This window comes from Herbidospora sp. NBRC 101105 (genome assembly GCF_030269205.1).
GTDB classification, from domain to species: domain Bacteria; phylum Actinomycetota; class Actinomycetes; order Streptosporangiales; family Streptosporangiaceae; genus Herbidospora; species Herbidospora solisilvae.
Genome location: NZ_BSSX01000007.1, coordinates 206,768 through 232,934 on the forward strand (window position 1 = coordinate 206,768; position 26,167 = coordinate 232,934).

The window sequence follows — 26,167 nt, forward strand, 5'->3', positions numbered from 1 at the left end:
CGTCATTTGCAGCCCTGACCGCCTACCCGGGAAGCAGGCGATAGTCTTCCCCGGTACTGTCGGCGCAGGGAGGGACTCCTGAGGTGTACCTGAAGACCCTCACCCTGCGCGGCTTCAAGTCCTTCGCGTCGGCGACGAAGCTCCAGTTCGAGCCCGGCATCACCTGCGTCGTCGGGCCCAACGGATCGGGCAAGTCCAACGTCGTCGACGCCCTCGCCTGGGTGATGGGCGAGCACAGCGCCAAGTCGCTGCGCGGCGGCAAGATGGAAGACGTCATCTTCGCCGGCACCTCCTCGCGTCCCCCGCTCGGGCGCGCCGAGGTCACGCTCACCATCGACAACACCGACGGCGCGCTGCCCATCGAATACTCCGAGGTGACGATCAGCCGCCTCATGTTCCGGTCGGGCCAGAGCGAATACGCCATCAACGGCGACACCTGCCGCCTGCTTGACATCCAGGAGCTGCTGTCCGACTCCGGCATCGGCCGGGAGATGCACGTCATCGTCGGCCAGGGCCAGCTCGACCAGGTGCTGCACGCCGGTCCCGAGGAGCGCCGGGCGTTCATCGAGGAGGCCGCGGGCGTCCTCAAGCACCGCAAGCGCAAGGAGAAGGCGCTCCGCAAGCTCGACGCGATGCAGGCCAACCTCACCCGCGTCCAGGACCTCGCCACCGAACTGCGGCGTCAGCTCAAGCCGCTGGGCCGCCAGGCCGAGATCGCCCGCAAGGCCGCCGTCATCCAGGCCGACCTGCGCGACGCCCGCCTGCGGCTGCTCGCCGACGACGTGGTCTCCCTGCGCGACACGCTGGAGCGCGAGGCGGCCGACGAGGCGGCCGTCCAGGCCCGGCGTTCGCAGGTCGAGCAGGGGCTCAACGAGAACCAGGAGCGCGAGGCCGCGCTCGAGGCCGCCGCGGCCGAGGCCCAGCCCCGGCTGACCGTCGCCCAGGAGACCTTCTACGCCCTGTCGGCCCTGCGGGAGCGGCTGCGTTCGGTCGAGAACCTGGCCGCCGAGCGGGAGCGCCACGCGACCGACGCGGCGGCGATCGAGCGGCGGGGGCGCGACCCCGAGGAGTTCGAGCGCGAGGCCGCCGAGATCCGCGAGAAGGAGCGGGTGCTCCAGGAGGCGCTCGACGAGGCCCAGATGCGCCTCGAAGCGGCCGTCGACGCGCGTGGTGAGGCGGAAGAGGCGCTGGCCGCCGAGGAGCGGCGGTTGTCGATCGCCGCCCGCGCCGCCGCCGACCGCCGTGAGGCCCTCGCGCGGCTGCGCGGCCAGGCCGAGTCGGCCCGGGGGCGGGTGCGCGCCGCCGACGACGAGATCGGCCGGTTGGAGGCCGCCGTCCGGCAGGCCAGGGAACGCGCCGCCCAGGCGCAGGGCGACCTGGAGGCCCAGGCGGTCGCCGAACCCGCCACCGACCCCGAGGTCGCCGCCGAGCTGGCCGTCGCGGAAGAGGGCGTCGAGCTGGCCCGCGCCGAGGTCGAGGTGGCCCGTGAGGCCGCCGAGGAGGCCAAGGCCGCCGTGGAGGAGGCCCGCGCCGCGCTGGCGGGCCCCCGCGCGGCCCTGTCGGCCGCGACTTCGGGGGTCTCCGCCGCCCGTACGGCCGATCAGGAGGCCCAGAAGGCCGTCACCGCGCTGGAGGCCCGGCGGGAGGCGCTCGGGCTGAGCCTGGCCGGAGGGGCCGACGGCACCGCTCTGCTGGCCGACGGCGGCCACGCGCCGCTGGCCGCCGTGATGAGCGTGCGGGCCGGGGCCGAGACCGCCATCGCGGCGGTGCTCGGGCCGCTGGCCGAGTCGGTCACGGTGGCGTCGCTGGAGACCGCGCTCGACTCCCTGGAACTGCTCCGGGCCAAGGAGACCGGCCGGACCTCCCTGGTCATCGGCGCCGCCCCGGCGGTCACGCGGCCCCCGGGATCGTTCGAGTGGGCCGCCGACCTGGTCGAGGTCCCCTCGGAGCTGCGGCCCGCCCTCGAACACCTCCTGTACGGCGTCGTCGTCGCCCCCGACCTCGACGCCGCCCGCACGATCGTCGAATCGCGCCCCGACCTGCGGGCGGTCACCCGCGACGGCGACCTCCTCGGGGCCCACACCGCCCAGGGCGGCTCCGGTGGCGGTTCGATCCTCCAGGTCCGCGCCGCGCTCGACCAGGCGGGCCTCGACCTCGACCAGGCCCGCGCGGCGGCGGAGGAGACCGCCTTCGCCCTCGACGCCGCCCTGGAGACCGAGGCCGCCGCCCAGGAGGCGCTCGAAGCGGCCCAGGGGGCGGTGGCCGAGGCGCAGGCCCAGCAGTCGGCCGCCCAGAACGGCGTCAACGCCGCCCGCTCCCGGCTCGACCAGGCGCAGGCGGCCCTCGACCAGGCCCGGGGCCGGCAGCGTGCGGCCGACCAGCGCCTCGCCGACGCCGCCAAGCAGCTCGCCCGCCTGGAGGCCAACGTCAAGGCGGCCCTCGACGAGGCCGAGCGACTCCAGGGCTCGGTGACCTTCGCCGAAGAGGGCCGTGAGCTGGCCCGCGAGGAGTCCCTCACGCTGGAGGAGCGCCTCGCCGAGGCCGAGTTCGCCGCCGAGCTGGAGTCGGAGCCCACCACCGAGGAACGCGACCGCCTGGCCGCCGCGGTCGGCGTCACCCGCCAGGCCGAGATGGAGGCCCGCCTGACGGTCCGCACCGCCGAGGAGCGGGTCCGCGGCATCGCCGGCCGGGCCGACGGCCTGATGCGCGCCGCCCAGCGCGAACGCGACGACCGCGCCAAGGCCGCCGCCCAGCGGGCCCGCCGCCGCCGTCAGGCCACCGTCGCCGCGAGCGTGGTCAGGGCCGCCCGGATCGCCCTCCACTCCCTGGAGGCCTCGATCATGCGCGCCGCCGCCGAACGCGACGAGCTCGCCGTGGCCCGGGAGGCCGTCGACGCCGAGCTGAAGACGGTCCGGATCAGGGTGCGCGAGCTCGGCTCCGAGCTCGACAAGCTGGTCAACCGCGCCCACGGCAGCGAGATGGCCCGCACCGAGCAGCGCCTGCGCCTCGAACAGCTCGAAGAACGAGCGGTCGAGGAGTACGGCGTCGAGTCCGAGGCGCTGATCGCCGAATACGGCCCGAAGGCGCTCGTCCCGGGCGACCCTCCGGTGCCCTACGTGCGCGAGGAGCAGGAGAAGCGGGCCCGCGTCGCCGACAAGCAGATGCAGCAGCTCGGCAAGGTCAACCCGCTGGCCCTGGAGGAGTTCGCCGCCCTGGAGGAACGCCACACGTTCCTCACCTCCCAGCTCGAAGACCTCAAGAAGACCCGCCGCGACCTGCTCCTCGTGGTCAAGGAGGTCGACGACCGGGTCGAGCAGGTGTTCGCGGCGGCGTACGAAGACGTCCAGCGCGAGTTCGCGACGATCTTCGAACGGGTCTTCCCCGGCGGCGAGGGCCGCCTGCTGCTGACCGACCCGACCGACATGCTGACCACCGGCGTCGAGGTCGAGGCCCGCCCGCCCGGCAAGAAGGTCAAGCGCCTGTCGTTGTTGTCGGGCGGCGAACGCTCGCTGACGGCGGTGGCGTTCCTGGTGGCCATCTTCAAGGCCCGCCCGTCGCCCTTCTACGTGATGGACGAGGTCGAGGCCGCCCTCGACGACACCAACACCCAGCGCCTGCTGACCCTCTTCGAGGAACTGCGGCAGAACTCCCAGCTGATCGTCATCACCCACCAGAAACGCACGATGGAGATCGCCGACGCGCTCTACGGCGTGTCGATGCGCGGCGACGGCGTCACCCAGGTCGTCAGCCAGCGGCTCCGCGAACACGCCTGACCGGCCTGCCGCGCCGGGGTTTCTACTGACGAGGGCTGAGCCGCCGTGCCGGTGACCTGACCCTCTCTGACCTGTGTGCGAGGCCGAACCGTGATCCCGCGTGCTGGCTGGTGCACGAGTCCGGGCCTGCCGGCCGTTTGGCCCAGACGAATCACAAGCCCTCCGTGGCGACTTCGGGCACCTGCTTGGAGACCGCAGCCGGTCAATAGGGGACACGGTGGCATCGGGCTGTTAGGACGGCACGGGCGTGCCGGATCTGCTCGGGGGTAATCGGGGGTGGGCGGCGGCCAGGCCGGCCTCCCGATCGAGAGGATCGCATGATGTCCCATCCGGTGACCCCGTTCCGCCTGGAGGTCCCCGAGGCCGAGTTGCGCGACCTGCGTGGGCGCCTGGCCCGTACCAGGTGGCCGGACAGGGAGACCGTGGACGACTGGTCCCAGGGAGTCCCGCTCGCCTACCTGCGCGAGCTGTGCCGCTACTGGGCCGAGGAGTATGACTGGCGGGCCACGGAGCGGCGGCTGAACACGCTGCCGCAGTTCCGCACCACCCTCGACGGGCTCGGCATCCACTTCGTGCACGTGCGCTCACCGCACCAGGACGCGCTGCCGCTCGTCCTCACGCACGGCTGGCCGGGCTCGATAGTGGAGTTCCTGAAGGTGATCGGCCCGTTGACCGACCCGCCCGCTCACGGCGGCGACGCGGCCGACGCGTTCCACGTCGTGTGCCCGTCGCTCCCCGGCTACGGGTTCAGCGACAAGCCGGCCGGCACCGGCTGGGGCGTCGAGCGGATCGCCGCCGCGTGGGTCCGGCTCATGGCCCGGCTGGGATACGACCGCTACGGCGCCCAGGGCGGCGACTGGGGAACCAGCATCACGACGATCATCGGCCAGCAGGACCCCGGGCACGTGGCGGGCATCCACCTCATGCCACCCCTCGCCGCCCCCGACCCGGCCACCATGGACGACCTCACCGACGCCGAACGGGCCGCGCTGGCCGCGCTGGAGCGGGCGGCTGAGTGGGAGGACGGCTACTCGCTGGAGCAGTCCACCCGGCCGCAGACGATCGGCTACGGCCTGGTGGACTCCCCGGCGCTGCTGTGCGCGTGGATCGTGGAGAAGTTCCGCTCCTGGACGGACTGCGACGGGCACCCGGAGAACGCCCTCAGCCGTGACGAGCTGCTGGACAACCTCATGTTCTACTGGCTGCCGGGCACCGGCGCGTCGGCCGCCCGGCTGTACTGGGAGAGCTTCAGGCAGGTCCAGCGGCGCTTCACGGGCGCGACGACCGACGTGGTGACGGTGCCGGCGGGATGCTCGATCTTCCCCAAGGAGAACCCGCGCCCCTCCCGCCGGTGGGCCGCCAAGCGTTTCACCGATATCCGGCACTGGAACGAGCTGGACCGGGGCGGCCACTTCGCCGCTTTCGAGCAGCCCGAGGTGTTCGTGGACGAGGTGCGGACCTTCTTCCGCCTGGTCCGCTGAGCCGCGGGCGGACGAGGCGTGCGGCGATGGTCCGGCGGCTTCCGCTATGCCTCCTCCGGCTGGTGGTAGAGGGTGGTGAGACGCGGCAGGCGTCGGCGCATCTCGGCCTCGTCGTCGAAGTCGAAGTCCCAGCCGGGGTCGAGTCGCGGATATCGAACGGTGAAGGCATCGGCCGGTGGCTCTTCCCCGGTTGCCGCCAGGTGCGCGTCCCAGGCGACGCCGAGGATGTCCTCGCACCACAGGTCCTCGCCGGCTGCGGCGGCTCGGACGACGACGGGGTGGCCGGCAAGGCTGTCCGGGTCGGCGAGCGCTTGGTGGAACACGGTTCGTCCCTGAGCGATCAGCCAGCCGCGGAAGTAGTCGAAGCCGTCGTCGGATGCGCCACCGTTGATCACGTACGCGGCCGCCCAGAGGTCGGCCCGGTACGACTCGGCGAGCAGATCCCACAGCGGCTGCTCGAAGGCGACGATCTCGGCCGGTCGCCGTTGGGCCAGCAACTCGACCACACGTCGTGCGACCTCGTCCGCCCGCGCCCCCGCGTCGTCGAGCTCACGTCGCGCCTGCTCGACCAAGCGCCACACATCAGCGGTGTTCACGGTCGACGAGTCTCACACGAAGCGGCACCTTCTTGGGCGCACGGTCTCGATGCACGATCCCGCAGGGCAGCCGTCAGGCATCAGGTGGAAGCGCCGGCTGATCACGGCCGTGCTGAGATCGCCGGGACGCGATCGATACCGGGAAGCGCGGCGACCAGAGCGGAGGGGGAAGACACCGGACAAGAGCGGCAAGCCCGCCGTGCCGGAGGCGCGGCCATGGACACGGCTCTGCGAGACTGACGTTTTGTGGATGGGTACATCGGCATCATCGCGATCATCATCGTCGTCATTCTCCTGGGCATAGGCACCACCGCCCTGCTCGTACGGCCGAGGTCGAAGACGACCCTGCCGCCGCCCCCTGCCCCGACCCCGCAGGCGCCCGCGCCGCCGGTCGAGGAGGAGGTGGCCGAGACGGTGGCGCCTCCGGCCGTTCCGGTGGAGGAGCTGGTCAAGCCGCCGGAGGTCGAGGTCCCGCCGCCGTCGGCGGGGCGTATGGTCCGGCTGCGCGCCCGGCTGGCCCGGTCGCAGACCACGCTCGGCCGGGGCCTGCTCGAACTGCTGTCACGCGACCGGCTCGACGACGACGTGTGGGACGAGATCGAGGAGACCCTGATCACGGCCGACGTCGGGGTCGCCCCGACGCGGGCCATGGTGGAAGACCTGAAGACCAAGGTGAAGGTCCTCGGCAGCCGTACACCCAGCGAGGTCCGCGCGCTGCTCCGCGCCGAGTTGCTCACCCAGATCGACCCCGGCCTCGACCGGACCCTCCACACCTCCGCCCCCGGCGAGCGCCCCGCGGTCCTCCTGGTCGTCGGCGTCAACGGCACCGGCAAGACCACCACCACCGGCAAGCTGGCCCGCTCCCTGATCGGCGACGGCAAGTCGGTCGTCCTGGGCGCGGCCGACACCTTCCGCGCGGCGGCGGCCGACCAGCTCCAGACCTGGGGCGACCGGGTCGGGGCCCCCGTGGTCCGCGGACCGGAGGCCGGCGACCCGGCGTCGGTCGCCTTCGACGCCGTGGCGCGGGGCATCGCCGACAAGGCCGACGTGGTGATCGTCGACACCGCCGGCCGCCTCCACACCAAGACCGGCCTGATGGACGAGCTCGGCAAGGTCAAGCGCGTCATCGAGAAGAAGGCCCAGGTCGACGAGGTGCTGCTCGTCCTCGACGCGACGACCGGGCAGAACGGCATGCGGCAGGCGCAGGTGTTCGGCGAGGTCGTGAACATCACGGGCATCGCGCTGACCAAGCTCGACGGCACGGCCAAGGGCGGCATCGTGATCTCGGTGCAGCGGGAGCTGGGGGTGCCGGTGAAACTGGTCGGCCTGGGCGAGGGCCCCGACGACCTCGCGCCGTTCGACCCCGAGGTCTTCGTCGACGCCCTGCTGGGCGACTGACCAAGTTTTCGGATGATGCCTCCCGAGTCTGAGAGACACGGGAGGCATTCTCATGCTCAACGGCAAGATCACCTCGGTCCTACTGCGGGACCTACCCGCCGTTCCCTGGCACCGGCCAGACCTCAGGCGTTCCGGTCGCGGGGCAGCCGGACCCCTGTCGCCCGGTCGGCCAGTGCCAGTGCTCGGGCCGCGTGGTCGGCGGGGAAGTCGACCGAATCGCCCGTGACGTGGAGGCGCAGGTCTTCGACCTCGGCCCGGAACCGGTCGGGGTCCAGGCCCTCGCGGGTGTCGTAGGTGAACAGGTTGAACGCCGTGATCAGGCGGCCGTCCTCCCAGTAGGCGAACCGGTCGTCGTCGACGGTCACCTCGACCAGGGCCGCCGCCGTCCCGGCGGACAGCAGCGGGGTCAGGTCGCGGGGGTGCTTGCTGAGGCCGCCGAAGAAGACCACCGTGCCGCCCTCGGCCGGGGTGGCGTAGAGCTCCTTCTCCGGGGTGAGCCGGGCGAGCGCCTCGTCGGGGGACAGGCCGCGCACGAACGCGACCTCCAGCCACGTGTCGCCGGCGTCGTCGGTGGAGTCGCGGTAGAGCCACGTGTAGGTGCGGGCGCTCGCCTTCCTCATCGGGCGATCATGGCAGACCTCACCGGCGGAAGAGACTCCGGAACTCCTCCAGGGCCGGGGTGATGTCGATGCCGTTCTTCCTCAGCCAGGAGTCCTTCTCGTACGTCCCCTTGTAGCGGCTGGAGCTGTCGCAGATCAGCGTCACGACGCTGCCCCTGATGCCGTGGCTGCGCATCTCGCGGATGATCTCCATGGCCGCCGCCACGCTGGTGCCCGTCGAGGCGCCCACCTGGTGGTGGGTGACCTCGTTGACCCAGCGCATCGCGGCGATCGAGGTGGCGTCGGGCACCGAGGTCATGCGGTCGATGACCATCGGCAGGAACGACGGCTCCACGCGGGGACGGCCGATGCCCTCGATGCGGGACGGCTGGCCGGGGTGGGCGGCGCCGGTCACCCACGACGGGTAGAACGACGAGCCCTCGGGGTCGGCCACGCAGAGCCGCGTCGCGTGGCGGCGGTAGCGGATGTAGCGGCCGATCGTGGCGGAGGTGCCGCCGGTGCCCGCGCCGACCACGATCCAGGCCGGGACGGGGAACCTCTCCATGGCCATCTGCTCGTAGATGCTCTCGGCGATGTTGTTGTTGCCGCGCCAGTCGGTCGCCCGTTCGGCGTAGGTGAACTGGTCCATGTAGTGGCCGCCGGTCTCCAGGGCCAGGCGGGCGGACTCTTCGTAGATCTTCCCCGGGTCGTCGACCAGGTGGCACTTGCCGCCGTAGAACTCGATGATCTCCCGTTTCTCGGGAGAAGTGGTGGCTGGGATCACCGCGATGAAGGGCAGACCCAGGAGCCGGGCGAAGTACGCCTCGCTGACCGCGGTCGAACCGGAAGAGGCCTCGATGATCGTGGTGCTGGGGCCGATCCAGCCGTTGGACAGGCCGTAAAGGAAGAGGGAGCGGGCCAGCCGGTGTTTGAGTGAACCGGTCGGGTGGACCGACTCGTCTTTCAGGTAGAGGTCCACGCCCCACGAGGGCGGGAGGGGAAAGACGTGGAGATGGGTGTCGCAACTGCGGTTGGCGTCGGCCTCGACGGCGCGGATGGCGTCGTTCACCCAGGTCCGCGTAGCGGGGTCGTGCCGGTCCACGTGTTTCATGTGGCCCACTGTAGTGAGTGTGGTTTGACACATTTTACGCCGGTTAGGGGGTTCGGTGTTACGATAATGAGACCTGTCCGGCTTGCGTGTGACCGATGCCACGCCCGCCGATGCGCCGCCTAACGCCCGACTTACGGGCCGGTTGAAACGATGACGACGGGATCCGCCCAACCCGCATGGATCACCATCGGACGGGTAACGGGGGAGAGTTCAGCAGGGGGGATGACATGATCTCGATGACCGACGAGCAGCGTCAGGCCTGGTTCGAGCGCGACGTCGTGCCGGTGACCAGCCAGCTCTACGCGTCAGCCATGCGACTCACCCGCAACCCGGCCGACGCCGAAGACCTCGTTCAGGAGACTGTGACCAAGGCGTTCACGTCCTACCACCAGTTCCGCGAGGGCACCAACCTCAAGGCCTGGCTCCACCGGATCCTCACCAACAACTTCATCAACGACTACCGCAAGAAGCAGCGCTCACCCAAGCTGTCGGCCGCCGAGGAGATCGAGGACTGGCAGCTCGCCGCGGCCGAGTCCCACACCTCGACGGGCCTGCGCTCGGCCGAGAACGAGGCGCTCGACTCCCTGCCGGACAACGTCGTGATGAACGCTCTCCGTTCGCTGCCCGAGGAGTTCCGGGTGGCCGTGTACCTCGCCGACGTCGAGGGATTCGCCTACAAGGAGATCGCCGACCGCATGGGGACCCCCATCGGGACCGTCATGTCGCGGCTGCACCGGGGGCGGCGTCAGCTGCGGGGCATGCTGGAGGGGTACGCCCGTGAGGAGGGCGTCGTGCGAGAGGCGATCGCGGCCTGATCCGAGGCCGCCCACCTGCGATGGGCCCCCTGCCCTCGGAACACCTCTGATCTCCGGATCAGGGGTGTTCCGCGTTTCAGGCGAGCGGGTCGTACTGGAACGCGCGGACCTCCTGGGGGCAGCGGCAGGATTTCGCGATCTTCCGCGCCCACTCCAGCGCCGCCTCGCGGGAGGGCAGGTCGAGGACGGTGTATCCGCCGTCGAACTCTTCGGTCTGCGGGTAGGTGCCCTCGGTCACCGTTCCGTCGGCGGCCACGAGGACGGGGGCGACGTCCTCGTCTATTCCGCCGCCGAAGACGTAGACGCCCGCATCCTTGGCCTCCTGGATGACGGCGTGGGAGTCGCGCACCACGTCGGGAAAGTCTTCGGGCGAGAGGACCATGGCGGCGCTGGGGAACGAGATGAGGTAATGCGTCATCTCCCGATGATGCCGCGCGCCCCCGACATTTCTTGGAGATCATCGCCCGGTATAGCCTGCCGGGCGTGCGGCGATTACTCACGCCCCGGGCGTTGATCCTCTTCTCGGCCACGGTCGCGGCGACCGTGGCCGTGGTGTTCTTCCTGCGGCGTCCCAGGCCGGCGCCCCTCGTGGCGCCGGAGCCCAAGGAGCAGACGGCTGCTCCCTGGCCGCCCGAGCCGATTCTGGGGCGGCCCACCGAAGAGGACCTCGCGCGGATGCGGGGGGAGTACGTGGCGCCCAAACCGCGCGAACCGCGCCGACCGCTGCCGCGCTGGGCGGTCGCGGGGATCGTGCTCGCCGTCGTGGCCGGGCTCGGGCAGCTGTTCGTGTACGCCGTCTTCGACGAGCCCCGCATCCCGGCCGCGCCCGGACACGCGTGCGCACCCCCCGGCTGCGATGCCGAGACGGTGGACGAGTTCACGTGGAGCGTCCTGTCCGAGGCCGATCCCGGGCTGGTCTACGAGTCGGTCCCGGACGACGGCTTCGAGCCGCCGCCCCCGCTCGTCGTCGGCCCCGACGCCGACTGCGTCCCCTCCCGGGGCACGCCCGTGGTGGCCGCCCCCGCGAAGCGGACGACGAGGCTGGTGAACCGCCAGTGGCGGCGGATCGAGGCGTGGCTCGGCAAGAACGCGCCCGAGTCCCGTGCCGCCCTGGGCACGCCCGCCCGTCCGCGGGCGATCGCCGAGGCGGAGGCCGTGATGGGCCTGCGGTTCCCGGACGACCTGAAGGCCTCGCTGCTGCGGCATGACGGAGGGCTCGGCATCATGCTCGACCACCTCATGCCGGTCGCCAGGATCGCCGAGACCTGGCGGTCGTTGTGTGACATCGACGACGAGGACGTCGCCGATGCACGCGACGACTGGTGGGATGGGCGCATGATCCCTATCGGCGAGGACGGAATGGGCAACCACCTGATCGTGGACTCGGTCGTCGGGGACGTCGGCGACAGCGACCACGAAGGGACGCTCACCTTCGAGCCGGGTGGTGTCCGGATCGGGTCGCACCTGGAACTGCTCGAAAGGTCGCCGACGCGCTGGAGCGGAACGAACCGCTCGGCTGGTGGCGGCCCCGGGTGGTCGGCGGCGTCCTCGGCTGGGAACCCTAGGCCATCGCCATGTGCAGGCGGACGCGCGACTCCCGTCCCGTCGTCTGGACCTCCATCAGGTCGCAGAGCTGGCGGCTGATCCACAGGCCGTAGCCCCGGGGCGACTCCTGTTCCGGCGGGATGTATCCCGGGAACTCGACCTCGATCCCGCCCCCGTCGGGGTTGGTGATCTCGCACACCAGGTCGGTGCCGGCCGTCCAGATCGTCACCGTGCCGTGCCCCGCGCCGTGTTCGACCGCGTTGGCGGCGATCTCCGCCGCCGCCAGGACCAGCGAGCCGGCCGCGTCGTCGCTCAGGCCCGCCTCGGTGGCGGCGGTGCGGACGAAGGACCGCATGTCGCGTACGGTCGGCAGGTCGAACTCCATCACGCGGGCGCTCTCCGGCGGGGCCGGAAAGGGCGGCGGATCCCAGTTCATGCGCTGTGGGGGGACGTATCCGCGGCTGCGGTGCTCCCCGGCCATGTCGAGGTAGCGGGGGTGGGTGCGCAGGGCGTCTTCGGCGGGGCGCCGGTAGACGCACAACGCGGTGCCCTTCAGGGAGGCGCAGACGAGGTTGACGATCGCCTCGACCCTGGCCCATTCGGCCGCGTCGCGGGACGAGCGCCACGTGGGCTCCCCGACGAACAGGGACGGGCCGCCCCGGCGCGCGTAGTCGACGTACTCGGCCAGGACGCGGGCCGGATGGCCGTACCAGTCCCGGCTCTCGACGCAGCGGATGCGGGAGGTGTCGGCGCCCAGATGGGCGCGGATCAGGTCGAGGTTCTCCTCCGGAGCCACGAACAGGATGCGGTCGCCCCGCCGCAACCCGTCGATGAGGGCCGGCAGCACCAGCCGGAGGTATTCCTCACTCGTCCCATATGGCACAGCAAGGTGCGTGAAGGCCACCGCACCGCGACTTCCCCGTTCGGCCTGCACGGGGATGAACGTAACAAGCGTCTTGCGTCGTGACAATGCGTCAGGAAGCGACAATAAACCGAATACAGCAGGAACTTCCCGGGACGCGAAACCTAGGGGGGAATACGCCTGCGCGATGACGGGATGGAGTCCCATGATTACTCCATGACGCCGCACCGCGATGTCCCAAATTTGGGTACATCCACCAATGTGCGCGTCTCGTCCTGGAGGTTGCCCCGGTGAGTGAGTCCCGCGCAGCTATACAAAAACTGCATTCGGACTTGATCGAACTCGGCGTGAACGGCGCCTACGAGCTGGGTGACGACGCTACGCTCTGTGTGTGGATCGGCCTGGTGGTCGTCTATCGCGATGGCTGTTTCCGCTGGTGGGAAGGTGCCTCCCGATGTCGGCATCCGGGAGATGATCCGCGCGGGTGCGCCGTCCGGGTGGCCCGGCGGCACGCCGGGTTGATCAAGGAAGTGCCGCCCTGGTGGGAGGACCAGAACGAGGTCCTGCGGGGGGAGACCGTGGACGATCATCCATAACCCCCTTGAACGTCTGGGGGGACGAAATATGCGGGGATTTCTGCGGCTGCTGGCGGTCACCGTCTGTGTCATGGTGAACACGCCTCCGGTACACGCGGAGACCCCCGACCCCGATCTGCTGAACCGCAAGCTGACGCTCGCCCAACCCGACTTCCCCCGGGTGCCGTTCCCGCCGGTGCGGCGGGTCGACTGCGCCAAGGCCAAGTGCGTCGCGCTGACCTTCGACGACGGGCCGGGCGCCGAGACCGGCAAGGTGCTCAACCACCTGGCCCGCCACCAGGCCAAGGCGACCTTCTACGTGCTCGGCAAGCTGGTCACGCCCGAGTCGGCGCCGGTGCTGAAGCGCATGGTGGCCGAGGGCCACGAGCTGGGCAACCACTCGTGGGACCACGCCATGCTCTCGGGCCTGTCCCGCCACGGCGTCGACCGGCAGCTCTCCCGCACCCAGCAGGTCGTCCGCAAGATCACCGGAGTGCGCATGCGCACCATGCGCCCGCCCTACGGCGCGACCAGCAAGATGGTCGGCGAGGTCAGCAAGCTCCACGGGCTGGCCCAGATCATCTGGAGCGTCGACACCCAGGACTGGCTGGTCCGCAAGCCCGACCGCATCGTCCGGCGCTCGGCCTCGGCCAAGCCCGGCGAGGTGATCCTGCTGCACGACATCCACGAGTCGACCGTCCGGTCGGTGCCCCGCCTGCTCGACGCGCTCGACAAGAAGGGGTACGTGTACGTCACCGTCAGCGAGCTCTTCGGCGAGATGGCCCCGGGCAAGAAGTACTTCGACAACCGGGGCAAATAAAGTGGGTCAATGGCATTCACCGGGTTCCCCGACGAGGCGCTGCTGTTCTACGAAGGCCTGATCGCCGACAACAGCAAGGCCTACTGGACCGCCAACAAGCACCTCTACGACAGCGCCGTCAAAGCCCCCATGCAGGAGCTGATGGCCGAGCTGGCGGACGAGTTCGGCGAGCCCCACGTGTTCCGCCCCTACCGCGACGTCCGGTTCGCCAAGGACAAGACGCCCTACAAAGACCACCAGGGCGCCTATGTGGCCAAGCTCGACGGCGTCGGCTACTACGTCCAGGTCGACGCCGAGGGCCTCTATGTGGCCGGCGGCTGGTGGGCCTCGGGTGAGATGACCCACCGCTTCCGCGAGGCCGTCGACCACGACGACCACGGCGCCGAGCTGGAGAAGATCGTGGCCGAGCTGCCCGGCCGGTTCACGATCGAGGGTGACCGAGTGAAGACGCGCCCCCGCGGCGTCTCCCTCGACCACCCCCGGATCGAACTGATGAAGCACCGGACTCTCTACGCGGGTCACCGCTTCGAGCCCGACCCCTGGTTCCACACCGCCGAGGTGACCCAGCGGGTGCGCGCCGCGTGGCGCGAGCTCACCCCGCTGGTCGACTGGCTGCGAGTACGGCTGAGCTAGCCGATCACGATGACGAGTAGGGCGATCAGCGCCCAGGCGCCCAGGAGCGCCGCGTAGGTTCCCCCGCTGACGATTCTCATGCTCCGAGGATCCCGCCGGCGGCTTGTGACTGACTTGCAGTTCAATCAGTGAGTTCGGGTCAGCGCAGGACGCCGCAGGCCACCCGTCCGCCCGCGTCGCCGGTGCGCAGGGTCGCGGCGTCGGCCGCGCCGTAGCGCTCGGGGATGTGGGCCAGGTTGTCGGGCAGCGCGTGGACGACGAACGCGGCGCCGTCGGCGTCGGTCAGCCGGCCGACCCTGAAGCGGTCGGTGATGAACGACGCGGCGGCCACGCCGTCCTCTCCGGCCAGCAGCGGCGGCAGGTCGCCCGCGTGGTCGCCGTGGTTCTTCGGCGCGAGCGGCAGCGGCAGGACGGTCGTGTCGGGCTCCGCGGCGGCCCTCGCGACGTCGAGGTGGCCGCCCGCGGTGAAGAACGGGGTCACCTGACCGGTCGCCGGATCGACGGCCTTGGGGTCGCAGACGCCCGTGGTGTGAACGTGGAACCCGTGGAAGCCCGGAGCCAGCCCCCTGACCTGGACCCCCACCCGTACTTTGGTGACGCCTCTGCGCTGCACCACGACGGTGCCCACGCGGGTGCCGGCGGCGTCGTGGAGCGCGATCGAGCGGCCCCGGCTCCAGGGCCCGGCCTCGGCGACCGTCGTGGCCCCGATGACGCCGACACCCGTGAGCAGCACTCCGGCGAGCGCGAGATGAATCTTGCCCGGCATGCGAGCCTCCCCCTCGAATCACAACTCTGCGTGACTAGGCAAGCACAGAGGGTGGAGGCTCGCACGGAGAAAGGCCGAAGCGGCTTCTCTCAGTTGGTTCAGGCTTAGTTGGCGCGCTTGGCCCGCGCGGCGGTCCGGCCCCGGGTCGAGGCGTCGAGCACGACCTTGCGGATGCGCACCGTCTCAGGGGTGATCTCGACGCACTCGTCGTCGCGGATGAACTCCAGCGCCTGCTCCAGGGAGAGCTGGCGCGGCGGGATCAGCGTCTCGGTGACGTCGGCGGTCGAGGACCGCATGTTGGTGAGCTTCTTCTCCTTGGTGATGTTGACGTCCATGTCGTCGCTGCGCGAGTTCTCGCCGACGATCATGCCTTCGTACACCTCGGTGCCGGGGCTGACGAACAGCACGCCGCGCTCCTGGAGGTTGGTCATCGCGAACGCGGTGACCGGGCCGGAGCGGTCGGCGACCAGGGAGCCGTTGTTGCGGGTGCGCAGCTCGCCGAACCACGGCTCGTAGGCCTCGAAGACGTGGTGGACGAGGCCGGTGCCGCGGGTCTCGGTGAGGAACTCGGTGCGGAAACCGATCAGGCCGCGGGCCGGGACGATGAACTCCATCCGGATCCAGCCGGTGCCGTGGTTGGTCATGTGCTCCATGCGGCCCTTGCGGACGGCCAGGAGCTGGGTGATCGCGCCCAGGTACTCTTCGGGGCAGTCGACGGTGAGGCGCTCGACGGGCTCGTGGCGCTTGCCGTCGATCTCCTTGGTGACGACCTGGGGCTTGCCGACGGTCAGCTCGTAGCCCTCGCGGCGCATCTGCTCGACCAGGATGGCCAGCGCGAGCTCGCCGCGGCCCTGGACCTCCCACGAGTCGGGCCGCTCGGTCGGCAGCACGCGCAGCGACACGTTGCCGACGAGCTCCTTGTCGAGCCGGTCCTTCACCATGCGGGCGGTGACCTTGCTGCCCTTGACCCGGCCGACCAGCGGCGAGGTGTTGGTGCCGATGGTCATCGAGATGGCCGGCTCGTCGACCGTGATCAGCGGCAGCGGGCGCGGGTCCTCGGGGTCGGCGAGGGTCTCGCCGATCATGATGTCGGGGATGCCGGCGATGGCGATGATGTCGCCGGGGCCCGCCGAGTCGGCCGGCTTGCGCTCCAGCGCGTCGGTCATCAGCAGCTCGGTGATCTTCACCCGCTGGATCGAGCCGTCGGTGCGGCACCAGGCGACCTGCTGGCCCTTCTTGATCTCACCCTGGTGGATCCGGCACAACGCGATGCGGCCCAGGTAGCTGGACGCGTCGAGGTTGGTGACGTGGGCCTGGAGCGGGGCGACCGGGTCGTAGACCGGGGCCGGGATGGTCTTGAAGATCGTCTCGAACAGCGGCTCGAGGTTCTCCTCGTCGGGCATGCCGCCGTCGGCCGGGCGGGTCAGCGAGGCGCGACCGGCCTTGGCCGAGGCGTAGACGATCGGGAAGTCGATCTGCTCCTCGGTGGCGTCGAGGTCCATGAAGAGCTCGTAGACCTCGTCGACGACCTCGGCGATGCGGGCGTCGGGGCGGTCGACCTTGTTGATGCACAGGATGACCGGCATCTTGGCCGACAGGGCCTTGCGGAGCACGAAGCGGGTCTGCGGCAGCGGGCCCTCGGAGGCGTCGACCAGCAGGACCACGCCGTCGACCATCGACAGGCCGCGCTCGACCTCGCCGCCGAAGTCGGCGTGGCCGGGGGTGTCGATGATGTTGAGGGTGACACCGCCGTGCTTCACGGCGGTGTTCTTCGCGAGGATGGTGATGCCCTTCTCGCGCTCGAGGTCGTTGGAGTCCATGACGCGGTCGTCGACGTCCTGGTTGGCGCGGAACGCCCCGGACTGCCACAGCATGGCGTCGACGAGCGTCGTCTTGCCATGGTCGACGTGCGCGATGATCGCGAGGTTCCGCAGGTCGTCGCGGCTGTTCATAGGCATAGTTGAGTCTCGCTCTGGTCGTCGGGGCGGTGCCGCGTCTCGCTCCCGATCGGGAGACGCGTTCGGCCGCGCAATGGCGCGACCTTCCCATTTTAGTTGATCGCCATTACCGCTCCGAGCCTGCCGCCCGCAAGAGGGCGACAATTCACAGCGTCGTAATGTTGCCCCCATGTTCTATGGGGCCATGTTGCGCACTCCTGACGGTGTCCGGATCGACGCGGCGCACCTGCCCGGCGACGGCGACCTCGGGATCGTGCTGGCCCACGGCTTCACCGGGACCTGGCGTTCCCCGGCCAACCGGCGCATCGCCGCCGCGTTCGCCCACCACGCCGGGGTGATCGCGTTCGACTTCCGGGGCCACGGCCGGTCGTCGGGGCTGAGCACCGTCGGCGACCTGGAGGTCCTGGACCTCGATTCGGCGGTACGCCACGCGCGCGCCCACTACGCCAGGGTGGCGACCGTCGGCTTCTCGATGGGGGCCGCCGTGGCGATCCGGCACGCCGCCCTCAACCGGGGCGTCGACGCGGTGGTCTCGGTGAGCGGCCCGGCGCGGTGGTACTACCGGGGCACCCGCCCGATGCGGACCGTCCACTGGGCGATCGAGCGGAGGTCGGGCCGGCTGGCCGCCCGGCTGGCCAAGCGCACCCGGATCAAGGTCGGCACCTGGGACCCGATCCCGCTGGCGCCCTACGAGGCCGCGCCGCTCGTCTCGCCCGCGCCGCTGCTGATCGTCCACGGCGACAGCGACGCGTTCTTCCCGCTGGAGCACGCCGAGCAGCTCCACGCCTGCGCGAACGAGCCGAAGGAGCTCTGGGTCGAGCCGGGCTTCGGGCACGCCGAGAACGCCGCGAGCGCCCATCTGATCCGGCGCATCGAAGAATGGATTTTCGCGCGAACCAAATCGCCGCAGGCGTCGTCTACATGAACGTGCGGGAGGGGCCCAGCGTCGCGGGGGCGTGTTGGGCACCCTCCCGGGTGGTTCAGCCCAATCGGGCGATGCTCTTGTACTCCAGGTAGCCCGCCAGCCCCTCCGGCCCGAGTTCGCGGCCGATGCCGCTGGCCTTGAAGCCGCCGAACGGGGTGCCGCTCTCCAGCGGGTTCATCATGTTGACGCCGTAGGTGCCGGTGCGGACCTGGCGGGCGATGTCCATCCCGTGGTCGACGTCGGCGGTCCACACGCTGCCCGACAGGCCGTAGTCGCTGTCGTTGGCGATCCTGATCGCATCGGCCTCGTCGTCGTAGGGGATCACCGTCAGGACCGGGCCGAAGATCTCCTCGCGGGCGATCCGCATGTCGTTGGTGGCATTGGCGAAGACCGTGGGGGCGACGTACCAGCCCTTGTCGAAGGGGCGGTCGAGGCCGCCGACGACGGCCTTGGCGCCCTCCTCCAGGCCGATGCGGATGTAGCCCTCCACCCGTTCCTGCTGGCGCTTGGCGACCATCGGGCCGATGCCGGTGGCCGGGTCGGCGGGGTCGCCGACCTGCTGCCCGGCGGCCATCTCGGCGACCGCCTGCACGACCTCGTCATAGCGGGTGCGGCTGGCCAGGATGCGGGTCTGCGCCACGCAGGCCTGGCCGCTGTTGAGCAGGGCGGCGATCGAGAACATGCCCATCGCCGAGGGCAGGTCGCAGTCGTCGAGGATGATCGCGGCCGACTTGCCGCCGAGTTCCAGGCTGACCCGCTTGAGCTGCTCGCCGCAGATCGAGGCGATGCGCCGCCCGGCGGCCGTCGAGCCGGTGAAGGCCACCTTGTCGATCCCGGGGTGGGAGACCAGGTGCTCGCCGGCCTCGCGACCGGCCGCGACGATGTTGACCACGCCCGCCGGGATCTCGGCCTCGCGGATCACCTCGGCCAGGACGTAACTGTCGAGCGGGGTCTCCGGGGCGGGCTTCACCACGACCGTGCAGCCCGCGAGCAGGGCCGGGGCCAGCTTGGTCATGATGACGAACTGCGGGACGTTCCACGGCACCACGGCCGCCACCACGCCCACCGGCTCGCGGCGCACGGTGACCGCGCCGAACATGCCGGGCCGCTGCTCCTCGACCTGGAAGGTCTTCCCCAGTTCGGCGTACCACTGGAGCACCCCGGTCGGCGGGCCGACCTGGCCGAAGTGGGAGAAGGTGATGGGGGAGCCCATCTCCAGGGTGATCAGGTCGGCGAGCTCGGCGGCGCGGGCCGCGTAGAGCCCGGCCAGGCGGCCCAGCGCCTCGGCCCGCTCGGCCATCGTCAGCCGCGGCCAGGGGCCGTGGTCGAAGGCCTGCCGCGCGGCGGCGACGGCCCGGTCGAGGTCGGCCGGGGTGCCTTCGGGGACCCTGCCGACGATCTCCTCCGTATGGGGGGAGACCACGTCGATCGTGCCGGTGCCGGCCGGGGGAACCCAGTCGCCGCCGATGAAGAGCGTCTCGTGCCGGATCATGGAATGCACCTCCGTAAGGTCTGCCGCACCCGACCGAATCATGTTCTGTGAGGCCTTGGCAAGGATGGGACAGTCCTCGCGCATCATCTCGTCCCATACAAAATGGACGAATCTTCGTTAAAGGCGCATGGGTTCCCTGGTTCGGGTGGCGACCACCAAGATCGCCTCCTATAGTTTCGGTCCGACTGGGATGGGAGGGACACATGCGGCGGGCACTCGTGGCTCTCGTCGTCTCCGGTCTCCTGCTTTCCCTCTGCGTGTCGCCCACGGCCGCCGAACCCGACCGGCAGGCCCGGCTGAACAAGCTCACCAAGCAGGCCGCCGACCTAGAGAAGGCCTACCGGGGCGAGATCGCCACCCTCGAAGACACCCGCAAGGCCGCCCAGCGGGCCGACGCCCGGGTCAAGAAGCTGCGGCGCGACCTCGGCGCGGCCCAGCGCCGGGTGGTCCAGTTCGCGCAGACCTCCTACATGGGCGGCGGCCTCGACACCGTCAGCATCTTCTCGATGTCGTCCGACCCCGGGAACGCGGCCACGCTCACCTACCTGTCGAGTGAGAAGGTCGAGCGGCTCGGCAACGTGCGGCGGCTCATCGACCGGCAGAAGCAGGCCGCCAAAGAGGCCGACCAGAAGGTCGACCAGCTCGAGAAGGACATCAAGGAGCTGAAGGCCAAGCAGCGCGACGTCGAGAAGCTGCTGGCCAAGTTCGGCTTCCAGACCCCCGATGCCGGCACCGGCCTCACCGCCCGCATGCTCAGCATCCGCAACGCGATCCAGGCCCAGTTCCCGATGCCCTACGGCGTGGGGTGCCTGCGTCCCGGCGACTTCGGCGAACACGGCAAGGGCCGGGCCTGCGACTTCATGATGTCCAGCGGCGGCCGCATGGCCGCCGGCGCCGACAAGGCCCGCGGCGACGCCCTGCTGCAGTGGTGCATCACCAACGGGCGTGCCCTCGGCATCATGTACGTGATCTGGCAGCAGAAGTACTACGACATCCGCACCGGCGCCCCCGGCAAGATGATGGCCAACCGCGGCGGCGCGACCGCCAACCACTACGACCACGTGCACGTGTCAGTGCTCTGACGGTTCCAGCACCACGATCTCCCACGACATCCCGACGGCGAGCCGCCCGTTGGGGTGCCAGGCGAGCGCGGAGACCGGCCAGGGGAAGGTGACCGGCGGCGCGACCTCGTCGCCGGTGCGCAGGTCCCACGTCCGGAGCGTGTGATCCCACCCGCTGGAGACGGCCCGGCCGCCGCGCAGCGCCACCGCCGTCACCGCGCCCGCGTGCCCGTGCAGCCGGCTGCCCGTCCGTTCGCGCAGGTCCCAGACCCGCAGGTCGGCTCCGCCGACGAGGGCCGTCTGATCCTGTACGTCAATGGCGTGCGCCACCCCGGTCGGCAGCGTGCCCAAGGGCTCCTCAGTGCGGAGATCGAAGAGCCGGGTGACGCCGTCGGCCCCGCACGCGAAGATCCGGCCCTCGCTGACGGTGAGCGTGTCGACGGCGCAGGGGGACACGATCGACCGCGACGACCCCGTCGCCACGTCCCAGATCCCGATCATGCCGTCGAGCCCGCCGCTGACGACCGTGCCACCCTCGGCGGCCAGCGCGTGGACCGGACCGGTGTGGCCCGCCAGCAGGCGGCGTTCCCCGGTCTCCAGGTCGTGGACCCTGAGCGCGCCGTCCCGCCACCAGGTGGTGACCACGGCCCCGGGGACCGTGGTGACCGCCGACACGCCGGGCAGGGAAAGCGCGTGCTTGAGAGGCAGCGGTTCGCCGTCGGCCAGGTTCTCCGCCGAGAGGAACATGCCCTCCTCCCGCGCGTAGAAGACGCCGTCCCCCGCGAGGGCGACCGCCCCCACCCGGGGGTGGCCGGGCAGCGGCGTGCCGCGGAGGGTGCGCAGGTCCCAGACCCGCACCACGCCGTGGGAGGAGCAGGTCACGGCCTGGTGGCCGACGGCGGCGACGGCCCGGCCGGCCTCGCCGAGGGTGCCCAGGTCCACGCCGGTGCGCAGGTCCCACACCCGGGTGCGCCGCCCGGGTGCGCCGCCGATCCCGACGGCCCGGCCGCCGAACTCGGCCGTCGCCAGGGTGGTCACGCGCTCGCGCCGGGGCCGGCCGCGCGGGGCGCCGGTGCGCAGGTCCCACACCCTTACCGTGTCGTCGTGCCCGGCGACCACGGCCACCGGACGGCCCGCCACGTGGGCGACGGCCAGGGCACGCGCACGGCCGCCCAGCGGGCCGCCGCACGGCTCGCCGGTCCGCAGGTCGTAGACGCGCGTCGTGTCTCCTCCGACGACGACGCGTCGGCGGCCGTCGACGCGGATCGTGGCGGCGGAGGTGTCGCCGGGATGGCCGATCCCCCGCCAGGGCCCGCGTGGGCCGCGGATCCGCACGCGCCCCCGCTGGGCGAGCAGCAGATGCCATCTCCCCGCGTCCCGGACCGTCGCGGCCCGGCCGACGCCCCAGTGGCGCTCCCGGGTCGTCCCGCCGGTGCGCGGGTGCCAGGTGAACAGGTGGGCCCAGTCGGTGGCCACCACGACGTCGTCCATGACCGCGATCGAGCCGATGTCGTGGGCGTCGACCCGCTGTTCGCCGAGCGGCAGGCCGGTGCGCAGGTCCCAGGCGCGCAGCACCCCGTGGTCGGAGCCGGTGACGGCCGCCGGCACGCCGTACAGCAGGCCCGCCGCCACGGCGGTCACCGCGCCGGTCTGGTTGTTCCAGGGCGCGCGGACGTGCCGGTTCTCCTGGATCCCCTCGGACCGGACGACGCGCCAGCCGCCGCCGGGCTGCTCCGGCCGGACCGCCCCCAGGCGGGCGGCGTGCACGGCCGCCACCCAGGCGCGGGTCTGCGGGTCGGCGTCGGCGAAGCGGCCACCCGAACAGCGGTCGAGCCACTCGTGGTGGAGGTCAGGCACCCCGGGCGATCCGCTCCCGGTACCACCGGTAGGACGCCTTCGGCGTGCGCTCGCCGGTCGCGAAGTCGACGTGGACGAGGCCGAAGCGCTGGTGGTAGCCCTCGGCCCACTCGAAGTTGTCGAGCAGCGACCACACGAAGTAGCCCCGCACGTCGGCGTCGGCCCGGAGCGCCGCGTCGATGTGCCCGTCGAGGTAGGCGATGCGGTCGTGGTCGTCGATCCCCTCGTACGAGCAGCCGTTCTCGGTGACGTAGAGGGGCACTCGGTAGCGCTCGTGCAGGCCGGTGAGGAGTTCGCGCAGGCCGTCGGGGACGACGGGCCAGCCGAAGGCGGTCGTGGGGTGACCCTCGACGCCCGCGTCGGTGAAGGGGAGCTCGGGCGACCGCGGCGCGGCGATCCGGGTCGGGTTGTAGTAGTTGACGCCCAGGCCGTCGATCGGCCGGCTGATGACCGCGAGGTCGCCGTCGCGCAGGCCCGGCATCGTGTCGAGGCCGAAGGCGCGCAGGTCCGGATACTCGCCGCGCAGCACCGGGTCGTTGAACATCCGGTTGTGCAGGGTGTCGTAGGCGTCGGCCGCCGCCTGGTCGCCGGGCGAGTCCGAGGCGGGCCACACGGGGGACAGGTTGTTGGTGATCAACACCGTCGACGCCCCGTCCGCACGCAGTGCGTCGACGGCCAGGCCGTGGCCGAGGAGCTGGTGGTGGGCGGCCGGCAGGGCGTCCAGGAAGAGCGCCTGCCCAGGGGCGTGGACGCCGAGGGCGTGGCCGTAGACGGTGTGCACGAACGGCTCGTTCAGGGTGATCCACAGGCCGACCCGGTCGGCGAGCCGCCCGGCCACCAGGGAGGCGTAGTCGGCGAACCGGTAGGCGGTCTCGCGGTCGAGCCACCCGGGGAGCGCGGCGGGCAGGTCCCAGTGGAACAGGGTGAGCGCCGGGGTGATCCCGGCGGCCAGGAGGGCGTCGACCAGCCGCTCGTAGTGGTCGAGGCCCTTGGGGTTGGCCGGGCCGGTCCCGTCGGGCTGGACCCGGGGCCACGACACCGAGAAGCGGTAGGCGTTCACCCCCAGATCGGCCAGCAGCGCCACGTCGTCGGCCCAGCGGCGGTAGCTGTCGCAGGCCGTCTCGGCCGTGTGGCCGTCGCGGACCGGGCCGAAGGAGTCCCAGATCGACGGCCCCCGGCCGTCGTCCGACAACGCGCCTTCGATCTGGAAGGCGGCGGTGGCGGCGCCCCACAGGAACATCAGCGGTCCCCCCTAGAACACGAGTGCGACTCAGGTTAACTCGTTGGCAATCGAATCGGGAGAAAATGGGGACATGACAAACACCGCCACCGGCACCCTGCGCCGCAAACCCGCCCAGCGCAGGAGCGCCGAGAGGGTGGGGCGCATGCTCGACGAGTGTGCCCGGCTGCTCGACGAGGTGGGTTACGAGGGCCTGACCACCAAAGAGGTCGCCCGCCGGGCCGAGGTCCCCATCGGCACCTTCTACCAGTTCTTCCCCGACAAGCAGGGGCTGGTCCGCGCGCTGGCCTACCGCAACCTCGAGGCCTACCTCGCCCGGATCACCGCCACCCTGGCGCACACCACGATCAACGACTGGACCGAGGCCACCGACCTCGTGATCGACGAGTTCGTGTGGATGAAGCGGTCGACGCCCGGCTTCAGCGTCTTCGACTTCGGCCTCGCGCTGGCCGCGCCCGGCACCTCCCGCATGCTCGACGAGGCGCTCGAAGACAACCTCGTCGTCGCCGACCGGCTGCGCGCGCTGCTGATCGAGCTCATCGGGGTGCCCGCCGGCGAGGTCCAGGCACGCGCGTTCGTGGTGGCCGTCGAAGCAGCCGACGCCGTGCTCAAGCTGGCCTTCCGGGCCTGCCCCGACGGCGACCCCGACCTGATCGCCGAGTGCAAGCGGCTGGTCCGCCGCTACCTGTCCGACCACCTCGGCTAGCTTGACCTGGAGCCGACTCCAGGTGTGATGATGCCGTACATGGCCGTTTACACACCCGGACAGGTGGTCGAGGAGACGGGGTTCAGCCTCGACACGCTCAGGTACTACGAACGGATCGGTCTCCTCGGCAACGTCGGCCGCAACTCGGCCGGTCAGCGCAGGTTCACCGACGGCGACGTGGGCTGGCTCGGCATGATCCGCTGCCTGCGCGACACCGGCATGCCGATCGCCGAGATGTTGCGGTTCGCCGAGCTGACCCGCGCGGGCGACCACACCATCCCCGAACGCATCCGCCTCCTGGAGGCGCACGACCGCCAGGTCGAGGAGCAGGTCGCCGACCTGCGCCACAAGCAGGGCGCCATCCAGCGCAAAATCGACTACTACAAGGACCACGTGATCGTCCCCGAAGCGATCTAGTTCCCCGCTTTACCCGCCCCGAGCCCCCTCTTTCCGGTCCGGCTGTTAGACCGGACTGCAAAAGAGGGGGCTTACATGGCGGGTCCGCGCGCCGGGCGGATGAACGTGCCGCTGCGCGGCGTCGCGACGGTGTCCGGTCTGATGCTGTTCGCACTGCTGGGCAACGTCACCTACATCCAGGCGTTCCGCGACGACGAACTGACCGCCGACCCCCGCAACAACCGGACCATGATCCTGCGGTTCGACGAGCCCCGAGGCGAGGTGCGGCTGCGCGACGGCACCGTGGTCGCGGCCAGCGAACGCGTCGCCGACCAGCGGTTCGGCTACCGCCGCGTCTATCCCCACGGCCCCGTCTACGCCGCCGCCACCGGCTACGCCTCCCTCTACCGGACGACCGGCATCGAGGGCGCCGAAGACGCCTCCCTGAGCGGCGACGACCCGCGGGTACGGGTGCGCGCGCTCCTCAAGGACATCGACCGCGGCGCCACCGTGACGCTGACGCTCGACTCCCGCGCCCAGCAGGCCGCCTACGACGGCCTGGCCGCCACGGGCAGGCGCGGGGCCGTGGTCGCCCTCGACCCCCGCACGGGCGCGATCCTCGCCATGGTCTCGCTGCCCTCCTACGACCCCAACCGGTTCGCCACCTTCTCGGCGGAGGAGCTGGCGGCGTACGACCGCGAACTGCAACGGGACCCCGCGCGGCCGCTGCTGAACCGCGCGATCGGGGAGAACTACCCGCCCGGCTCGACCTTCAAGGTGATCACCGCGGCGGCGGCCCTCGCGTCGGGCGACTACGACCCCGAGACCGAGGTGCGCGGCCCCGCCCGGCTGAAGCTGCCCGGCTCCCAGACGTGGTTGCGCAACTCCGGCGGCGCGGCGTGCGGCGACGGCACCCCCGCGCTCCTGGACGCCTTCGTGATGTCGTGCAACACCGCCTTCGCCGACCTCGGCCTCGAACTCGGCGAAGACGAGCTGAGCCGCTGGGCGGCCGCCTTCGGCTTCGGAGACGCGGGCCTGAAGGTCCCGCTGGCCGTGGCCGCGAGCGTCTACCCGACCGGCCTCGACCGCGCCCAGACCGCGATGAGCGCCATCGGCCAGTACGACGACCGCGCCACCCCCCTGAGCATCGCGATGATCTCGGCGGCGGTGGCGAACGGCGGCAGCCTGATGCGCCCCTACCTGGTCGACGAGGTGCGCCTGCGCGACGGCACGATCGTGCGCTCGACCGACCCCGCCGAATACCGCGACGCGATGCCCGGGGCCGTGGCCGACCGGCTGACCGAGATGATGGTCGCCGTCACCGGCCCCGGCGGCACCGGCACCGCCGCCGCGATCCCGGGCGTGAAGGTCGCGGCCAAGACCGGCACCGCCGAGAACGAGGGCTCCGACCACGCCGTCTTCACCGCCTTCGCCCCCGCCGACGACCCGGTGGTGGCCGTCGGCGTTCTGGTCGAACACGGCGGCTTCGGCGGACGGGTGGCCGCCCCCATCGCCAGAGCGGTCATCCGCGCCCTGCTCTAGCCCTGTTCTAGCTCTG

At 71.2% G+C, this 26,167-nt stretch carries 23 protein-coding genes; 13 read left to right on the top strand and 10 right to left on the bottom strand.

The window, feature by feature from the left end:
- Positions 1-83 precede the first annotated feature (83 nt).
- A complete protein-coding gene (gene smc / locus QSK34_RS27675) occupies positions 84-3,773 on the top strand; it encodes a chromosome segregation protein SMC (protein WP_285588106.1) in 3,690 nt (1,229 codons plus the stop codon).
- Positions 3,774-4,093: 320 nt separating this feature from the next.
- A complete protein-coding gene (locus tag QSK34_RS27680; protein WP_285588108.1) occupies positions 4,094-5,254 on the top strand; it encodes an epoxide hydrolase family protein in 1,161 nt (386 codons plus the stop codon).
- 44 nt (positions 5,255-5,298) lie between these two features.
- Here QSK34_RS27680 and QSK34_RS27685 read toward each other — a convergent pair whose 3' ends face one another.
- Positions 5,299-5,850, bottom strand: a complete 552-nt coding sequence (locus QSK34_RS27685; RefSeq protein WP_285588110.1) for a DUF4240 domain-containing protein — start codon at positions 5,848-5,850, stop codon at positions 5,299-5,301.
- 246 nt (positions 5,851-6,096) lie between these two features.
- Between QSK34_RS27685 and ftsY the strand changes: the two genes are divergently transcribed.
- Positions 6,097-7,248 carry a signal recognition particle-docking protein FtsY gene (gene ftsY / locus QSK34_RS27690; protein WP_285588112.1) on the top strand — a complete coding sequence of 384 codons (1,152 nt, stop codon included), beginning with the start codon at positions 6,097-6,099 and terminating at the stop codon, positions 7,246-7,248.
- A gap of 122 nt (positions 7,249-7,370) precedes the next feature.
- On the opposite strand, the gene QSK34_RS27695 is transcribed toward ftsY, so the two are convergent.
- Together QSK34_RS27695 and QSK34_RS27700 are read right to left on the bottom strand one after the other, a co-directional pair.
- Positions 7,371-7,868, bottom strand: coding sequence for a DUF6461 domain-containing protein (locus QSK34_RS27695; protein WP_285588114.1), 498 nt, complete (start codon positions 7,866-7,868; stop codon positions 7,371-7,373).
- A gap of 19 nt (positions 7,869-7,887) precedes the next feature.
- Complete coding sequence (locus QSK34_RS27700) at positions 7,888-8,958, bottom strand: PLP-dependent cysteine synthase family protein (RefSeq protein ID WP_285588116.1); 1,071 nt, start codon at positions 8,956-8,958, stop codon at positions 7,888-7,890.
- 227 nt (positions 8,959-9,185) lie between these two features.
- Between QSK34_RS27700 and QSK34_RS27705 the strand changes: the two genes are divergently transcribed.
- Positions 9,186-9,773: a sigma-70 family RNA polymerase sigma factor gene (locus QSK34_RS27705; protein ID WP_062435782.1), complete on the top strand. Its 588-nt coding sequence runs from the start codon at positions 9,186-9,188 to the stop codon at positions 9,771-9,773.
- Between the two features lie 76 nt (positions 9,774-9,849).
- Here the strand turns inward: QSK34_RS27705 and QSK34_RS27710 are convergent, their stop codons facing one another.
- Positions 9,850-10,191 carry a YciI family protein gene (locus tag QSK34_RS27710; protein WP_285588122.1) on the bottom strand — a complete coding sequence of 114 codons (342 nt, stop codon included), beginning with the start codon at positions 10,189-10,191 and terminating at the stop codon, positions 9,850-9,852.
- 65 nt (positions 10,192-10,256) lie between these two features.
- On the opposite strand from QSK34_RS27710, the gene QSK34_RS27715 reads away from it, so the two are divergent.
- Positions 10,257-11,417 (top strand): SMI1/KNR4 family protein, encoded by a 1,161-nt coding sequence (locus QSK34_RS27715; RefSeq protein ID WP_285588124.1) that lies wholly within the window; start codon positions 10,257-10,259, stop codon positions 11,415-11,417.
- Here QSK34_RS27715 and QSK34_RS27720 read toward each other — a convergent pair.
- Positions 11,335-12,387 (bottom strand): anti-sigma factor RsbA family regulatory protein, encoded by a 1,053-nt coding sequence (locus tag QSK34_RS27720; RefSeq protein WP_285588126.1) that lies wholly within the window; start codon positions 12,385-12,387, stop codon positions 11,335-11,337. The genes QSK34_RS27715 and QSK34_RS27720 overlap by 83 nt on opposite strands.
- Before the next feature lie 83 nt (positions 12,388-12,470).
- Between QSK34_RS27720 and QSK34_RS27725 the strand changes: the two genes are divergently transcribed.
- The 3 genes from QSK34_RS27725 to QSK34_RS27735 are packed head-to-tail and all read left to right on the top strand — an operon-like array spanning position 12,471 to position 14,208.
- On the top strand, positions 12,471-12,776 hold the full coding sequence (locus tag QSK34_RS27725) for a hypothetical protein (protein WP_081898921.1): 306 nt from the start codon (positions 12,471-12,473) through the stop codon (positions 12,774-12,776).
- 28 nt (positions 12,777-12,804) lie between these two features.
- Entirely contained in the window at positions 12,805-13,575 is a 771-nt protein-coding gene (locus QSK34_RS27730; RefSeq protein ID WP_285588130.1) for a polysaccharide deacetylase family protein, read from the top strand.
- 9 nt (positions 13,576-13,584) lie between these two features.
- The gene (locus QSK34_RS27735; protein WP_285588133.1) at positions 13,585-14,208 is read left to right on the top strand and encodes a DUF2461 domain-containing protein; all 624 of its coding nucleotides are present in this window, start codon (positions 13,585-13,587) and stop codon (positions 14,206-14,208) included.
- A gap of 139 nt (positions 14,209-14,347) precedes the next feature.
- On the opposite strand, the gene QSK34_RS27740 is transcribed toward QSK34_RS27735, so the two are convergent.
- Both QSK34_RS27740 and typA read right to left on the bottom strand, forming a co-directional pair.
- Positions 14,348-14,974, bottom strand: coding sequence for a superoxide dismutase family protein (locus tag QSK34_RS27740; RefSeq protein ID WP_285588136.1), 627 nt, complete (start codon positions 14,972-14,974; stop codon positions 14,348-14,350).
- Positions 14,975-15,078: 104 nt separating this feature from the next.
- Positions 15,079-16,932: a translational GTPase TypA gene (typA, locus tag QSK34_RS27745; RefSeq protein ID WP_285588138.1), complete on the bottom strand. Its 1,854-nt coding sequence runs from the start codon at positions 16,930-16,932 to the stop codon at positions 15,079-15,081.
- A gap of 184 nt (positions 16,933-17,116) precedes the next feature.
- On the opposite strand from typA, the gene QSK34_RS27750 reads away from it, so the two are divergent.
- A complete protein-coding gene (locus QSK34_RS27750) occupies positions 17,117-17,857 on the top strand; it encodes an alpha/beta hydrolase (RefSeq protein WP_285588140.1) in 741 nt (246 codons plus the stop codon).
- A 55-nt stretch (positions 17,858-17,912) separates the two neighbouring features.
- Here the strand turns inward: QSK34_RS27750 and QSK34_RS27755 are convergent, their stop codons facing one another.
- Positions 17,913-19,349, bottom strand: coding sequence for an aldehyde dehydrogenase (locus tag QSK34_RS27755; protein ID WP_285588143.1), 1,437 nt, complete (start codon positions 19,347-19,349; stop codon positions 17,913-17,915).
- Between the two features lie 203 nt (positions 19,350-19,552).
- On the opposite strand from QSK34_RS27755, the gene QSK34_RS27760 reads away from it, so the two are divergent.
- Complete coding sequence (locus QSK34_RS27760) at positions 19,553-20,431, top strand: coiled-coil domain-containing protein (RefSeq protein ID WP_285588146.1); 879 nt, start codon at positions 19,553-19,555, stop codon at positions 20,429-20,431.
- Here the strand turns inward: QSK34_RS27760 and QSK34_RS27765 are convergent.
- Both QSK34_RS27765 and QSK34_RS27770 read right to left on the bottom strand, forming a co-directional pair.
- Positions 20,420-22,267: a WD40 repeat domain-containing protein gene (locus tag QSK34_RS27765; RefSeq protein WP_285588149.1), complete on the bottom strand. Its 1,848-nt coding sequence runs from the start codon at positions 22,265-22,267 to the stop codon at positions 20,420-20,422. The genes QSK34_RS27760 and QSK34_RS27765 overlap by 12 nt on opposite strands.
- The gene (locus QSK34_RS27770; protein WP_285588152.1) at positions 22,260-23,507 is read right to left on the bottom strand and encodes a GH1 family beta-glucosidase; all 1,248 of its coding nucleotides are present in this window, start codon (positions 23,505-23,507) and stop codon (positions 22,260-22,262) included. The genes QSK34_RS27765 and QSK34_RS27770 overlap by 8 nt, the downstream gene beginning before the upstream one ends.
- A gap of 73 nt (positions 23,508-23,580) precedes the next feature.
- Here QSK34_RS27770 and QSK34_RS27775 point away from each other — a divergent pair, with 73 nt between their 5' ends.
- From QSK34_RS27775 to QSK34_RS27785, 3 genes are all read left to right on the top strand, one after another.
- Complete coding sequence (locus tag QSK34_RS27775; protein WP_161481889.1) at positions 23,581-24,213, top strand: TetR/AcrR family transcriptional regulator; 633 nt, start codon at positions 23,581-23,583, stop codon at positions 24,211-24,213.
- A gap of 39 nt (positions 24,214-24,252) precedes the next feature.
- Positions 24,253-24,630, top strand: coding sequence for a MerR family transcriptional regulator (locus tag QSK34_RS27780; RefSeq protein WP_030456635.1), 378 nt, complete (start codon positions 24,253-24,255; stop codon positions 24,628-24,630).
- A 75-nt stretch (positions 24,631-24,705) separates the two neighbouring features.
- Positions 24,706-26,151 carry a peptidoglycan D,D-transpeptidase FtsI family protein gene (locus tag QSK34_RS27785; RefSeq protein ID WP_285588160.1) on the top strand — a complete coding sequence of 482 codons (1,446 nt, stop codon included), beginning with the start codon at positions 24,706-24,708 and terminating at the stop codon, positions 26,149-26,151.
- Positions 26,152-26,167: the final 16 nt, after the last annotated feature.

What these genes read in the sequence shown, in the direction of transcription:
- QSK34_RS27755 (WP_285588143.1), bottom strand. Translation starts at nt 19,349, where the DNA reads ATGATCCGGCACGAGACGCTCTTCATCGGCGGCGACTGGGTTCCCCCG.
- QSK34_RS27695 (WP_285588114.1), bottom strand. Translation starts at nt 7,868, where the DNA reads ATGAGGAAGGCGAGCGCCCGCACCTACACGTGGCTCTACCGCGACTCC.
- QSK34_RS27680 (WP_285588108.1), top strand. Translation starts at nt 4,094, where the DNA reads ATGTCCCATCCGGTGACCCCGTTCCGCCTGGAGGTCCCCGAGGCCGAG.
- QSK34_RS27740 (WP_285588136.1), bottom strand. Translation starts at nt 14,974, where the DNA reads ATGCCGGGCAAGATTCATCTCGCGCTCGCCGGAGTGCTGCTCACGGGT.
- QSK34_RS27785 (WP_285588160.1), top strand. Translation starts at nt 24,706, where the DNA reads ATGGCGGGTCCGCGCGCCGGGCGGATGAACGTGCCGCTGCGCGGCGTC.
- QSK34_RS27710 (WP_285588122.1), bottom strand. Translation starts at nt 10,191, where the DNA reads ATGACGCATTACCTCATCTCGTTCCCCAGCGCCGCCATGGTCCTCTCG.
- QSK34_RS27705 (WP_062435782.1), top strand. Translation starts at nt 9,186, where the DNA reads ATGATCTCGATGACCGACGAGCAGCGTCAGGCCTGGTTCGAGCGCGAC.
- QSK34_RS27730 (WP_285588130.1), top strand. Translation starts at nt 12,805, where the DNA reads ATGCGGGGATTTCTGCGGCTGCTGGCGGTCACCGTCTGTGTCATGGTG.
- QSK34_RS27700 (WP_285588116.1), bottom strand. Translation starts at nt 8,958, where the DNA reads ATGAAACACGTGGACCGGCACGACCCCGCTACGCGGACCTGGGTGAAC.
- QSK34_RS27720 (WP_285588126.1), bottom strand. Translation starts at nt 12,387, where the DNA reads ATGGGACTCCATCCCGTCATCGCGCAGGCGTATTCCCCCCTAGGTTTC.
- QSK34_RS27750 (WP_285588140.1), top strand. Translation starts at nt 17,117, where the DNA reads ATGTTGCGCACTCCTGACGGTGTCCGGATCGACGCGGCGCACCTGCCC.
- QSK34_RS27775 (WP_161481889.1), top strand. Translation starts at nt 23,581, where the DNA reads ATGACAAACACCGCCACCGGCACCCTGCGCCGCAAACCCGCCCAGCGC.
- QSK34_RS27760 (WP_285588146.1), top strand. Translation starts at nt 19,553, where the DNA reads ATGCGGCGGGCACTCGTGGCTCTCGTCGTCTCCGGTCTCCTGCTTTCC.
- QSK34_RS27770 (WP_285588152.1), bottom strand. Translation starts at nt 23,507, where the DNA reads ATGTTCCTGTGGGGCGCCGCCACCGCCGCCTTCCAGATCGAAGGCGCG.
- QSK34_RS27780 (WP_030456635.1), top strand. Translation starts at nt 24,253, where the DNA reads ATGGCCGTTTACACACCCGGACAGGTGGTCGAGGAGACGGGGTTCAGC.
- QSK34_RS27735 (WP_285588133.1), top strand. Translation starts at nt 13,585, where the DNA reads ATGGCATTCACCGGGTTCCCCGACGAGGCGCTGCTGTTCTACGAAGGC.
- typA (WP_285588138.1), bottom strand. Translation starts at nt 16,932, where the DNA reads ATGCCTATGAACAGCCGCGACGACCTGCGGAACCTCGCGATCATCGCG.